We start from the raw sequence: 13,373 nt of genomic DNA on the forward strand, positions 1-13,373 counted from the left end.
GCACAGTACACACCGTCATCGACCGGTCTCGCACGGTGTAACAAGAGTTCGCTCCGAAACCGGCCGGCCTCTGTTCGCTTCTGTGCCAAGTGTCGGAAATGGCGCGTGGGGAAGGGGAGTTGGGAGGCCGGCCGGCGGATGTCAGCCGTTCGGCAGGATCACCGCGCGCCCGTTGATCGTCCCGGCGTGCAGCCGCTCGTACGCGAGCGGGGCCTCGTCGAGCGTGAACGTCTCGGTGTGGACCGACACCGCGCCCGAGCGGGCCAGTGCCAGCACCTCGGAGAGTTCGCTCCGGCTGCCCCAGTAGGGGGAGTTGACCGACACCTCGAAGGGCAGGTGCCCGAAGCCCACGGGCAGGGAGCCGCCGCCGATGCCGATGATCGCCACCTCGCCCTCGACGGCCGCCACCGCGCCCGCCGTCCGGACGGTGGGGTCAGCGCCGACGAAGTCGAAGACGGCCTCCGCGCCGATCCCGCCGGTCAGGTCACGGACCGCCTGCGCGGCCCGCGCGTCGGACAACACCGTGTCGTGGGCGCCGACTTGGCGCGCCAGTCGCAGCTTGTCCTCGCTCACGTCCAGCGCGATCACTCGCGCGGAGGTCAGCGCGCGCAGCAACTGGATCGCCACATGGCCGAGCCCGCCCGTACCGATGACGACGGCCGTCGCACCCGGCACCAGCCTGGGCAGCGCCCGCTTGATGGCGTGGTAGGGCGTCAGCCCCGCGTCCGTCAACGGGACCGCGGCGACCGGGTCAAGCCCGTCGAGCGGGACCAGATGCCGGGGGTCGTCCACGAGGAGGTACTCGGCCATCGCACCCGGTGCGCCGAGGCCCGGCGGGTGGATGCCCAACTCGGCTGCCCGCAGGCAGTAGTTCTCCTTGCCCTCGGCGCACTTGACGCAGGTGCCGCAGCCCCAGGGGCCGTACACCGCGACGGAGTCGCCCTCCTGGACACCGGTGACCCCGGCGCCGAGCGCGGCCACCGTGCCCACGCCCTCGTGGCCGAGGGTGAGCGGGAGGTCGTAGGGGAAGTTCTCCGCGGGCCAGCTCATCACGGCGATGTCGGAGTGGCAGACGCCGGCTGCGGTGACCTTCAACAGGACCTGGCCGGGGCCGGGTTCGGGGTCGGGGACCGTGACCACCTCGGGGGCGGCGCCGATCGTGCGGTACTGAAGTGCCTTCATGGTCGGATTCCTTCCCGGGCTCAGACGGCGGTGTAGGCGCCGTCGACCAGGTGGTAGCTGCCGTGCACGAAGGAGGCGCGGTCGGAGAGCAGGAAGACGATCAGCTCGGCGACCTCCTCGGAGCGGCCGAGGCGGCCCGCCGGGTGCAGGGCGACGAGACCGTCGTAGGCGGCGCTGTCCATGCCACGGAGGAGCGGGGTGTCGATGAAGCCGGGGCCGACCGCGTTGATGCGGATGTTCTTCGACGCGTACTCGGCGGCGGCGGTCTTCGTCAGACCGACCACACCGTGCTTGGCGGCGACGTACGCGGGGGAGCCCGCGAAGCCCGTCGAGCCGAGGATGGAGGCGACGTTGACGATCGCGCCGCCCCGGCCCGCGGCCTCGATGACCGGGAGTTCGTGGCGCAGCGAGTAGAAGACGCCGTCGAGGTTGGTGCGGATCACCCGGTCGTAGGCCTCGATGTCGTAGGCGCCGGTCGGGGCGCTCGGGCCGCCGATCCCGGCGTTGTTCACGGCCAGGTCGAGGCCGCCGAAGGTGTCGACGGTGAAGCGTACGGCCGCCTCGACGGACTCCGGGTTCGTCACGTCCAACGCGACGGCGGCGGCCTTGACGCCCTCCGCGTTCAGCTCGGCGGCGGCCGTCTCGGCGCCCTCGATGTTGAAGTCGGCGATGACGACGTTCGCGCCGCCCGCGCCCAGCCGGCGGGCGGTGGCCAGACCGATGCCGGAGGCGGCGCCGGTGACGAGGGCGGTCCTGCCGGCGAACTCGGTGGCGTAGTCGGTGACGTGGGCGGTGGCGGGGATGGTGCTCATGATGTGCTCACTCTTCGGTAGTGCTCCGGGATGCCGCGTCCGCGGCCTCCCCGATCAGGGCGTCGTAGGCCCGCTCCACCAGGGCGGCGAGGTCTGCGGCTCCCGAGTCGTGCTCGTCCGTGCGGCGCGCCCAGATGCGCAGGGCGGCCGTGAGGACTCCGGCGGCGGCGTCGACCACGACGGCCGGGCGGACATCCCGCACGTCGTCGGTGCCGAGCCGGTCGGCGAGGATGCGGATCGACTCCTCCTGGGCGTCGACCCGGATGCGTTCGTACGCGGCGAACAGGGCGGGCTCCCTGTCCACCAGGGCCAGCAGCCGCCGCATCCGCGGGCGCAGGTGCCAGGCCGGGTTCTCCCGGTCGGCGAGCCAGTCGCGCACCGCCCTGCGGTAGGCCAGCAGGGGCGGCTCGGCGGCCGGGCGGGCCCGCAGCAGGGCGTTGATGCGGTCGCCGTCGCCCCGGACGAAGTCGAGCGCCGCGTCCTCCTTGCCGGTGAAGTGCCGGCTGAAGGTGCGCCGCGTGACGTCCGCGCGCTCCGCGATGGCCTCGACCGTGGTCGCGGCCAGACCGTGCTCCAGGATCAGGTCCACGGCGGCGGCCGCCAGCGCGTGCCGCGTCTGCCGCGCCTTGCGCTGCCGCCGGTCCACCGAGGCGGTGCCGACGGGATCCGCGGAGGCGCCGACGGGTTCTGCCGGGCGTCCGACGGTCTCGGCGGGGGGCTCCATTGCCTTCATGCTTCGACCGTACACCCATCATGTCCCAATGGGACATAAGACCCGGTGGGACTTGTGTCCCGAGGGGACATACACATGAATCGATCGTCACCGCAATCGATTCGTCGGGCATCACTTGTTCACTCGCTGCTTTCAGCCGTAGAGTCCGGACATTCCGTCGCCGACGCCATCGAGGTATCCCATGGACCGCACGCGCCTGAAGGACCTGCTCGCCCGGGAGAGCGCCGAGGCCGAGCGGCTCAACCCGCGCTCGCGGGCCGCCTACGCCCGTGCCGAGCACCTCTTCGGACGGGTGCCGATGACCTGGATGAACAAGACCGCCGGTGCCTTCCCGCGCTACCTCGACACCGCCCGGGGCGCCCGCGTCACCGACATCGACGGCCACGAGTACATCGACTTCAGCCTCGGCGACACCGGAGCGATGGCAGGCCACTCGCCCGCCGTCGTCGCGGAGGCCGTGCAACGCCGGTTCGCCGAACAGGGCGGTGCTACGGCGATGCTGCCCACGGAGGACGCCGAGTGGGTCGGCGCCGAACTCACCCGCCGGTTCGGGCTCGCCCGCTGGAGCTTCGCGCTGACCGCGACGGACGCCAACCGCTGGGCGATCCGGCTCGCCCGTGCCGTCACCGGCCGCCCCAAGATCCTGGTGAACAGCTACAGCTACCACGGCAGCGTCGACGAGTCGCTCATCGTCGTCGGACCGGACGGCCACGGCACCGCACGCCCCGGCAACGTCGGCGCGCCCTGCGACGTCACGCTCACCAGCCGTGTCGCCGAGTTCAACGATCCCGCCCAGCTGGAACGGGAGTTGGCGCACGGCGACGTCGCCGCCGTCCTCATGGAACCCGCGCTCACCAACATCGGCATCGTGCTGCCCGAGCCCGGCTATCTGGCCGCCGTACGCGAACTGACCCGCACATACGGCACGTTGCTCATCAACGACGAGACCCACACCTTCTCCGCGGGACCGGGCGGCTGCACCGCGGCCTGGGACCTTGAACCCGATCTGCTCACCATCGGCAAGGCGATCGGCGGCGGCATCCCGGCCGGTGCCTACGGTCTCTCCGCCGAACTCGCCGACCGGCTGCTCGGCCGCGCCGACCTGGACCTGGTCGACATGGGCGGTGTCGGCGGCACCCTCGCGGGCAACGCGCTGTCCGTCGCCGCGATGCGCGCCACGCTCGAACACGTGCTGACCGAGGGGGCGTTCGCGCACATGGCGAAGCTGTCCGAGCGGTTCGCGGCCGGGGTCCAGGAGGGCATCGACGCCCACGCGCTGCCCTGGACGGTGAGCCGCCTCGGTGCCCGCAGCGAGTACCGCTTCGCCTCCCCGGCCCCGCGCACCGGCACCGAGTCCGAGGCCGCGGGTGACCCGGAGCTGGAGGACTTCCTCCACCTCTACCTCGCCAACCGGGGCATCCTGCTCACCCCGTTCCACAGCATGGCGCTGATGTGCCCCGACACGACCGAGCAGGACGTCGACACCCACACCCGGGTCTTCGCCGACGCGCTCGCCGAACTCGCCGTCTGACAGAGGGAGTTGGAGACACACGTGGACGACATCGACCGCGCCATCCTGCGCGAGCTGCAGACCGACGGCCGTATCGCCTACGCCGACCTCGGACCCAAGGTCGGCCTGTCCGCGTCGGCCGCCCGGCAGCGGCTCCAACGCCTCCTGGATTCCAAGGCGGTTCAGGTCGTCGGGGTGACCGACCCGATGGCCATGGGCGGGCAGGCCATGGCCATGCTCGGCATCGAAGTGGACGGCGACCCGCGTGCCGTCGCGGACCAACTCGCCCTGCGCGACGAGGTGGTGTACTCCGTGCTCACCTCCGGCGGCTTCGACCTGTTCGCCGAGGTGGTCACCCCGGGGCCGCGGGACCTGCTCGACTTCGTCAACGACGTGGTGCGGCCGATCGAGGGGGTGCGGAGAGTGCGGTCGTTCCCGTACTTCGGCATCCACACCCACCGGTTCCTGTGGGACGTGGGCTGACCTCGGCCGCAGCCGTGCCATGCCCGAGATGCCGGGGTGATCGCGCGGGCGTCTAATGGGGGTGTCGGAAGTGTCCCCCGGCGGAAAAGGCCGAGGTCATGGCGCCCACGGAATCCAGTGCAGGGGGCGGCGGAACCGCCGCGAAGGGCGTGCTGCGGCGGCTGGGGGAGTGGTGCGCCCGGCACTTCGTGATCGTCATCGTCGTCTGGCTCGTCGCGCTGGCCGCGCTCCAGGTCCTCAACAGGTCCTTCGGGGGCGACTATTCGGACGACTTCTCGCTGTCCGGCGTGCAGTCCCAGCACGGGTTGCAGGTCCTCAAGGAGCACGACCCGGCGGCCGGCGGCTACAGCAGCCAGATCGTCCTGCACGACAAGGACAAGCAGCTCACCTCGCTGAACTCGCAGATGTCCGAGACGGTCGGCGACCTCCAGAAACTCCCGCACGTCCTGTCGGTGCAGAACCCGCTGCCACAGCCCGGGACGCAGGCACCGGCGTCCTCCGGGCCTAACGTCGGACCCCTCTCCTCCGACGCGAAGACCGCGTACATCACCATCCGTTTCGACGTCCAGCCGTCCACCCTCGGCGACGGCTACCTCCATGGCGTCGACACCTCCGTGAAGCCGCTGCGCGCGGCCGGCGCCCAGGTCGAGTACGGCGGACCGCTCGGCGAACTCGCCCGGCCCGCCGCCGACGACCGGGTCAGCGAACTCATCGGGTTCGCCGTGGCGATCGTCGTCCTGCTCATCGGCTTCGGCAGCGTGATCGCCGCCGCGATGCCCCTGGTGACCGCGCTGATCAGCGTCATCGGGGGACTCGCCTGCCTCGGACTGCTGGCGGCGGCGTTCACCTTCGCGACCGTGTCACCGACCCTCGCGACGATGATCGGCATCGGCGTCGGCATCGACTACGCCCTCTTCCTGATCACCCGTCACCGGCAGAACCTCATGAACGGCTCCGATCCCGTGCGCGCCGCGGGACAGGCCACGGCGACCAGCGGACGGGCGGTGCTCGTCTCCGGCTGCACGGTGATCATCGCGCTCGCCGGACTCTTCGTGTCCGGGGTGCCCTTCATCGGCAAACTCGGGCTCGCGGCGGCCGTGACGGTCGTGTCTGCGGTCATCGGCGCGCTCACCCTCGTACCCGCGCTGCTCGGGCTCCTCGGCAAGCGGATCGACCGCTACCGCGTGCGCCGCCCGGTCGCCGAGACCGACGCGGAACCGGGCGCCGAACCAACGGGCACCTGGCACCGGTACGCGCAGCGCGTGGAACACCGGCCGTGGACCTTCCTCGCCGCGGGTGTCGCGGCGGTCGTGGTCCTCGCGATCCCGGTGTTCTCCCTCCAGCTCGGCCACATCGGCGACGGCGCCGACCCCACCTCGTTCACGGACCGCCGCGCCTTCGACCTGATGACCGACGCCTTCGGACCCGGCTCCAACGGCCCGCTGACCATCGTCATCGACCAGACGGGCGTCCCGACCTCCCAGCGCTCGGACCTCTCGAGCCAGGCCCAGAAGACCCTCGACGGCGTGCAGGGCGCCGCCAAGGTCACCCCGCTGACGACCACCAAGGACGGCGACGTCCTCGTCGGCACCGTCTACTCGAAGCAGTCCCCGCAGAGCGCCGACACCACCGACCTCACCAACCGCCTGGTCCACGACACCCTGCCCGACGCGGTCTCCGGCACCTCCGCCAAGGGCTACGTCACCGGCACCACGGCCGCGCAAGTCGACTTCCGCGACATCGTGTCGAGCCGGCTGCCCCTGATCATCGGCGTGGTCGTCGCGCTGGCCTTCCTGATCATCCTCGCCGTCTTCCGCGGCCTCCTCGTCGCCCTCAAGGCCGCCGTCCTCAACGTGCTCTCCATCGCGGCCTCCTACGGCGTGGTCGTCGCCGTCTTCCAGTGGGGCTGGGGCGGGCCCGCGCTGGGCGTCTCCGGCAAGGTCCCGATCGAGAGCTACGTCCCGATGATGATGTTCGCGATCATCTTCGGCCTGAGCATGGACTACGAGATCTTTCTGCTCTCCCGCGTCCACGAGGCCTGGCTGCGCACCGGCGACGCCGAGGCCTCGGTCGCCCACGCCCTGGAGATCACCGCGCGCGTCATCACCTGCGCCGCGCTGATCATGGTGAGCGTCTTCGCGGCCTTCGTCGTCAGCGACAACATCGTGGTCAAGATGCTCGGCCTCGGCCTCGCCGTCAGCGTCCTCATCGACGCGACCGTCGTACGGCTGCTCATGGTCCCGGCGGTGATGACCCTGCTCGGGCGGCACGCCTGGTGGACGCCACGGTTCCTGGACCGGATCCTGCCGCACATCGACGCCGAGGGGGACCACGAGCAGCAGGCGTGAGCCTCAACTCCCTTGCTGCGCCCGGGGTGTGAGCACCAGCATCGTGACATCGTCCCGGATCTCCGGAGTGTGCCCCAGCAGGTCGGTCCACACCCGCTCCGCCATCAACGCCGGGTCGTCGTCGGCGAGTTGGGGCAGGCGTTCGGCGAACGGATAGAAGGAGCCGTCCGCGTCCCGCGCCTCCCACACCCCGTCGGAGGCCAGGAACAGCCGGTCCCCTGGCCGCAGTTGCAGGGTCGCTCCGCTCAGCGGGCCGACGTCGGCCAGGCCGAGGCCGAGCGGTGTCCACGCCTCGACGTCGATCTCCGTGACCAGGCCGTCGCGCAGCAGCACGGGCGAGGGGTGCCCGCAGGCCACGATCCGCACCGCGTCCGCGTCCGCCGAGAACTCCAGCAGCACCGCCGTGGCGAACAGCTCCGCGTGCGCCGAGCGCGCCGAGTCCACCACCAGTCTGCGGTCCAGGCGCGCCGCGACCGCCTCCAGGTCCGGCAGGTCGAGCACCGCCTCCCGGAACGCGCCGAGCAGCGACGCCACCGTGGCGACGGCCGAAAGACCGTGCCCCTGCACATCGCCCATGACCGCCCGCACGCCGTACGGCCCGGCCCGCACGTCGAAGAAGTCCCCGCCGACCAGCGTCCCGCGCTGCGCCGCCCGGTACAGCCCCGCGCATCCCACCGGCCCCACCCGTTCCGGCAAGGGCGGCACGACGGCCCGCTGGGCGGCCTCGGCGACCGTGCGCTCCAGGTCCAGCTGGGCGTCGCGCCGGCTGCGGACGAAGGACACGAACACGCTCAGCACCGCGACGAACAGCACGGTCAGGAGATCGGTCTCACCGGGATCGTTCAGATGGAACGCCGGCACCGTCAGGAGCCCGATCGTGGCACCGCCCAGCAGCGTGGTCGCGAGCGGCCCGTACGACAGCCCGGCCAACGGCGGGATCGCCCCCAGCAGGAAGCCGATGTCGAGCGCGTGCGGGCTGACCAGGGTCGCCACGCACACCCCGACCACCAGCGCCCAGGGCAGCACCCGCACCCACACGGGCGGCGGCGCGCCCCGAAGCCACCCCCGCCGGGCCGGCTCCCGGTCCCGGCGGAACGACGGAACGCGCACCTTTGCCACACCACCACGCTCCTACGGCGGGCGCTGCCCCGCACGCCGAGCGGCTAGAACGGCGTGAGCGTCAGCCGTATCCCCGTGGGCGCCGTGTCCTGGACGTACGACGCGAAGTCCGCCACGTCGTCGAAGGCGAAGCCGTACGCCTTGCCGTCGGCGGTGGCCGCGTGGACCGCCTTCGCGTAGTGGTTCGTGAGGTCCGTGGCGTAGAAGCCCGACGCGTTCGTGGTCGGCTGAGCGGGGTTCGACAGGAGCGTCGAGCGGTTGAAACCGGCGCCGAGGACGGCCGCGACCGGGCCCGTGGTGCCGTCGTTCGGGGCGGCCAGATTGCCGTCGCAGAACAGCACGTCCCGGGTCGTCGGCTTGCCGAAGGAGACCGACGCCGGTCCGGTGAACGTGAACCGGTCGGCGCGGACCCGCCCGGTGAAGGCACCCGCGTTCGTGGTGACGGTGAGGTCCTTGCCGGTGTACGTGCTCCACACCTGGTCGATGTACGGCGCGAAGTAGTCAGCGGCGAACAGGCCCGCGTCCAGTCCGTGCCCCGGCGCGATGACCCGCGTGTCGTCCACGACCAGCGGGGCGAACGCCTCGACCTTCCGTACGGCGTCGAACACGGACGCCCGGCCGCCGGAGCGCAGGGTGCCCGTCGTCTGGTCCTGTGCGCCGGTAAGCCGGATGCTCAGCGGCACGCTGAACATGTCGACCATCGTGGTGTTGCAGAACATGCCGGACGCGTTGTGCGTGAACTCGGCGCAGTCGTGCAGCACCCCGTAGTTGGGGTCGGACGTGACCCAGCCGGCCGGGTACTGGAGCGCCGCGTTGCCGTTGCCGTCCGCCACGGCCTTGAACTTGAGCTTCGCGCCCAGCGAGACATAGATGCGGCCCGACAGGTACGGGAGCGAAATCGTCGTCTCCGCGCCGGAGTCGAGGCTGATCGCGTAGTCGGTGAAGCCGTCCGCGCCGTTGTCCGAGAGCGCGATCGGGGCGATCGTCCCGTCGGGGGTGACCCGCACCTGCTTGCCGTCGACGTTGCCCACGATGTACACGTGCACGTTCGCGTTGTCGAACGAGCCGCTGTTGTTGACCAGCGTCAGCGGGAGGGCGCCCGCCTGGGCGGCGTTGGTCTCCATGGACTTGGTGTCCGCGAGGGCGTAGGGGGCGAGCGCGGCGACGGCGGGGGCGGCCACCGCCGCGCCGCCGAGGGCGAAGAGGAGCTTGCGGCGGCCGAGCGGGCGCTGGTGACGGGGAGTCATGTGGGGGGACCTCCGGGCGAGTCGGGCTGTTCGGAGCGGACGGTGCCGACGATGAGAGCGCTCTCACAGCGTGCGTCGGCACCGCCGCCGGGGCCCGATGTTACGCACGAGCACTCGTGTGGCCAACGGTTCTGCCGGAACTCGTCGCCGCGCTGACCTGCACAGACATGACGGGATGGAGTGCTTAACCCCCACTTAAGGATCACTTAAGCAGCGACGAACCGTTCACCCGTGCTTCATCACCCGTACCCGGGCGCCTCTTCCGTCCCATCGCGCGGCCTCCTAGCCTCGCGACGCCCGCTGTCTTTCTCCGCCCCCATGTCCCTTCCCCGAAAGGCGACTTGACGCATGCGTCACCAACTCCTCGGCACGGCACGACGGTTCGGCCTCAGAGCCGCGGCCGTGGCGGTCACGACCGCGCTCGCCGCGTCCGCACCGCTCCCCGCCCTCGCGGCGGACTCCCCGTCCGCCCGGCCGTCCTCGCTCGTCGACCCGCTGATCGGCTCCAGCAACGGCGGCAACACCTACCCCGGCGCCACCCTCCCGTACGGCATGATCGCCTGGTCCCCGACCAGCACCACCGGCGACCAGACCAGCACGGGCGCCGCCAACGGGTACGAGTACGGCGCCACCCGCATCCGCGGCCTGAGCCTCACCCACGTCAACGGCGCCGGCTGCAACCCGGGCGCGGCGGGCGACGTACCGATCATGCCGTTCGTCGGTGACGTCACCTCGTCCCCGTCCGCCGACACCAAGGACGCCGTGTACGCGTCCAACTTCTCGCACGCCGACGAGAAGGCCACCCCCGGCCGCTACACCCTCGGCCTCGCCTCCGGCGCCACCGCCGACCTCGCCGTCAGCAAGCGCGCCGGGGTGGCCGACTTCACGTTCCCCGCCGACCGCCCGGCGAACCTGCTCTTCCGCGTCTCCAACTCCCTCAACGGCAGCCAGGACGCGCACGTCGACATCGACACCGCCCACCACAAGGTGACCGGCTGGGTGTACACGGGAGCCTTCTGCGGGCGCCGCGCCAACGGTGGCGTCAACAACCGCAAGAGCTACTACAAGCTCTACTTCAGCGCCTCCTTCGACCGCGCCTTCTCCTCCGTCGGCACCTGGCACGACAGCACCGTGTCACCCGGCTCGACGACCGCCTCCGGAGGCGAGGGATACGCCACCGGCGCCGACCGCGCGGGCCGCGGCTCCGGCGGCTGGGTCGGCTTCGACACGGCTTCTGACAACGATGTCCGCATGCGGATCGGCATCTCCTACGTCAGCCTCGGGGGAGCCGAGTCCAACCTGCGCCAGGAGATCGCCCCGCACGCACGCGTGGCCGACGTCGCCGAGGCGGGCGCCCGCGCGTGGGACCGCGAACTGAGCACCGTACGCGTCGACGGCGGCACCCCCGCCCGCCGCCAGACCTTCTACACCGCGCTCTACCACGCCCTCATGCAGCCCAACCTGATCAGCGACGAGGACGGCCGCTACTGGGGCATGGACCAGGCCGTGCACCGGCTGGCGCGCGGACAGCGGGCGCAGTACAGCAACTTCTCCGGCTGGGACCAGTACCGCGCCCAGATCCAACTCCTCGCCCTCCTGAAGCCCACCGTCGCGGGCGACTTCGCTCAATCGCTCTACAACTTCTCGCAACAGAACGGCGGGATCTGGGACCGCTGGGTGCACATCAGCGGCGCCACCCACGTCATGACCGGCGACCCGTCCGCCGCGACCCTGGCCACCTTCTACGCCATGGGCGTCCGCAACTTCGACTACAAGGGCGCTTTCGACTCCCTCGTCCACCAGGCCACCGTGCCCAACCCGGACGAGCTCTCCGACGCCGGCTGCCCCGGCCAGTGCGTGGGCCAACGCCCCAACCTCGCCCAGTACATGACCTCCCACTACGCCGCCCAGGACGCCTGCCACTGCTGGGGCGGCGCCGCCGAGACACTGGAGGACGCGGTCGCCGACTCCGCGCTCGGCCAGTGGGCGAAGCTGCTCGGCCGTACCGCCGAGGCGAAGGCCTTCACCGAACGCGGCGCCTACTGGAGCAACGTCTTCAACCCCGCCACCGGCTACATCCAGGCCCGCAACCTGGACGGCTCCTGGGTGGGCCCGTTCAACCCGGCCAGCGACCTCGGCTTCGCGCAGGGCTCGGCCGCCGCGTACGTCTGGATGGTCCCCCAGGACGTCCAGGGACTGGCCGAGGCGATGGGCGGCCGTGAGGCGGCCGCGACCCGGCTCGACGGCTTCTTCCACACGGCCGACGGCGCCTGGTCGGTCCGTGGCGGCGACGCCCTGCGCTACGACCCCACCAACGAACCCGACATCCACGCGCCCTGGCTGTACGACTCCCTCGGCCAGCCCTGGAAGACCCAGGCGACCGTCCGCCAGATCCTCGACACGGCCTACGGCACCGGCCCCAAGGGCCTGCCCGGCAACGACGACCTCGGCACCATGTCCGCCTGGTACGTCCTCTCCGCCCTCGGCATCTACCCGCGCACCCCGGGCAGCGCCGACCTCCTGCTCGGCGCACCGCTCTTCCCGAAGGCGGTCGTCGACCGGCCCGGCCGCACCGACATCGTCATCTCCGCGCCCGACGCCGACGACACCCACCAGTACGTCGACGCCGTACGCCTCGACGGCCACACCCTCACGCGCGCGTGGACCGGCGCGGGACTGACCCTCAAGGGCGGCCGGCTGGACTTCCGGCTCGCCACCGAGCCCAACACCGGCTGGGGCACCGACCCGGGACAGCTCCCGAAGTGATGCGCACCGGCCCGGCGGAGCCGTACTCCGCCGGGCCGGACCCGGAAAAGCGATGGACGGCCGGGAGAACGATCACCTATGGTGTGCCTGCACGCCCTGAGACCAACGGAAGGAGGCGAGTGCCATGAAGTTCACAACACCCCAGCGCTCCCTCCCCGTCGACCCGGTGTGCCCGACGTGACCTGACCGGGAGCGCTCCACGCAGTACCCCTCCCGGAGGAATACCGTGACCGATCTGGTCATCCGCGCGCTCGACGAGAGCGACGCCCACCTTTTCGACACCCTTCCCGACACCTTCGGCGTCCGCGCCGCACATCCGCAGCGGACCTGGCGACCCGACTGGCAGCGGCTGGCACTGCGCGACGGCACGGTCGTCGCACGCGCCGCCTGGTGGGGCGGCCCGAACGACACCGAACCCCTCGCCATCGACTGCTTCGACCTGATCGAGGGCGAGGAGGAGGCGGCCGCCGAGCTCCTGCGCAGCACCCCCTGGCGCGTCGACGCGGAACTCAGCCTCCCCGCGGGCTGGCGCGACGACCCCGAACTCCGCACAGCCGCCGAGGCCCGCTTCACCGCCCTGCGCGCGGCCGGTTACGACCTCCTGGTCGAGCGTTTCAGCTACCGGTGGACCCCGGAGTGCGGCCTGCCCGAACGCCCCGGGCGCCTCCTCTTCGCCCCCGAACCGGACGACGAGGTGTTTGTCGACGCACTGCGCCGCATCCACTCCGTCACCCTCGACGCCCACGCCCAACGGGCCATCGAACAAGGGGGAGTCGAGCAAGCGGCAGCGGAGGAGATCGACTTCTTCCGCTGGTGCCCGTCCCCGCGTGAGTGGTGGCAGGTCGCCCGCACCCCCGAGGGAGACCTCGCGGGCATCCACATCCCGGCCCACAACCCGTCGGGCCCCTGCATCGGCTTCATCGGAGTCGTACCGGAACAGCGCGGCCACGGCTACGCCCGCGACCTGCTGGCCGAATGCACGCACTATCTCGCCGAGCGCGGCGCCGAGTTCATCGCCGCCGCCACCGACCAGGGCAACTTCCCGATGGCCGCGCACTTCGCCAAGGCCGGCTATCCGGTCGTACGGGAACGCGTGAACTTCCACGCCGTCGAGTAGGCGCGTCGGTCGGTAGACGCATACACCAGTCGGCCCGGCCCGGATCGTGGGCCGGG

Annotated in this window: 10 protein-coding genes; 5 read left to right on the forward strand and 5 right to left on the reverse strand. The window is 71.4% G+C overall.

The genetic code is table 11. From position 1 onward, the window contains the following. Positions 1-141 precede the first annotated feature (141 nt). From OHT77_RS42410 to OHT77_RS42420, 3 genes are read right to left on the reverse strand one after another with little or no spacing between them, the layout of a single operon-like run. A complete protein-coding gene (locus OHT77_RS42410; RefSeq protein WP_328833701.1) occupies positions 142-1,182 on the reverse strand; it encodes an NAD(P)-dependent alcohol dehydrogenase in 1,041 nt (346 codons plus the stop codon). Between the two features lie 20 nt (positions 1,183-1,202). Then, complete coding sequence (locus tag OHT77_RS42415; RefSeq protein ID WP_328833702.1) at positions 1,203-1,994, reverse strand: SDR family NAD(P)-dependent oxidoreductase; 792 nt, start codon at positions 1,992-1,994, stop codon at positions 1,203-1,205. A 7-nt stretch (positions 1,995-2,001) separates the two neighbouring features. Then, positions 2,002-2,727 (reverse strand): TetR/AcrR family transcriptional regulator, encoded by a 726-nt coding sequence (locus tag OHT77_RS42420; RefSeq protein ID WP_328833703.1) that lies wholly within the window; start codon positions 2,725-2,727, stop codon positions 2,002-2,004. 181 nt (positions 2,728-2,908) lie between these two features. Between OHT77_RS42420 and OHT77_RS42425 the strand changes: the two genes are divergently transcribed. The 3 genes from OHT77_RS42425 to OHT77_RS42435 all read left to right on the forward strand — a co-directional run bounded on the left by OHT77_RS42425 (position 2,909) and on the right by OHT77_RS42435 (position 7,068). Continuing rightward, positions 2,909-4,258 carry a transaminase gene (locus OHT77_RS42425; protein WP_328833704.1) on the forward strand — a complete coding sequence of 450 codons (1,350 nt, stop codon included), beginning with the start codon at positions 2,909-2,911 and terminating at the stop codon, positions 4,256-4,258. A 21-nt stretch (positions 4,259-4,279) separates the two neighbouring features. Continuing rightward, on the forward strand, positions 4,280-4,720 hold the full coding sequence (locus OHT77_RS42430; protein ID WP_328833705.1) for an Lrp/AsnC family transcriptional regulator: 441 nt from the start codon (positions 4,280-4,282) through the stop codon (positions 4,718-4,720). 98 nt (positions 4,721-4,818) lie between these two features. Next, positions 4,819-7,068, forward strand: coding sequence for an MMPL family transporter (locus tag OHT77_RS42435; protein WP_328833706.1), 2,250 nt, complete (start codon positions 4,819-4,821; stop codon positions 7,066-7,068). Positions 7,069-7,071: 3 nt separating this feature from the next. Here the strand turns inward: OHT77_RS42435 and OHT77_RS42440 are convergent, their stop codons facing one another. Beyond that, positions 7,072-8,187 (reverse strand): PP2C family protein-serine/threonine phosphatase, encoded by a 1,116-nt coding sequence (locus OHT77_RS42440; RefSeq protein ID WP_443048184.1) that lies wholly within the window; start codon positions 8,185-8,187, stop codon positions 7,072-7,074. 44 nt (positions 8,188-8,231) lie between these two features. After that, positions 8,232-9,434, reverse strand: coding sequence for a glycoside hydrolase family 64 protein (locus OHT77_RS42445; protein WP_328833707.1), 1,203 nt, complete (start codon positions 9,432-9,434; stop codon positions 8,232-8,234). A gap of 348 nt (positions 9,435-9,782) precedes the next feature. On the opposite strand from OHT77_RS42445, the gene OHT77_RS42450 reads away from it, so the two are divergent. Continuing rightward, positions 9,783-12,200: a GH92 family glycosyl hydrolase gene (locus OHT77_RS42450; RefSeq protein ID WP_328833708.1), complete on the forward strand. Its 2,418-nt coding sequence runs from the start codon at positions 9,783-9,785 to the stop codon at positions 12,198-12,200. A 226-nt stretch (positions 12,201-12,426) separates the two neighbouring features. Further along, positions 12,427-13,317, forward strand: a complete 891-nt coding sequence (locus OHT77_RS42455) for a GNAT family N-acetyltransferase (RefSeq protein ID WP_328833709.1) — start codon at positions 12,427-12,429, stop codon at positions 13,315-13,317. Positions 13,318-13,373 lie beyond the last annotated feature (56 nt).

It is taken from the genome of Streptomyces sp. NBC_00252, from assembly GCF_036187565.1.
GTDB lineage: Bacteria > Actinomycetota > Actinomycetes > Streptomycetales > Streptomycetaceae > Streptomyces.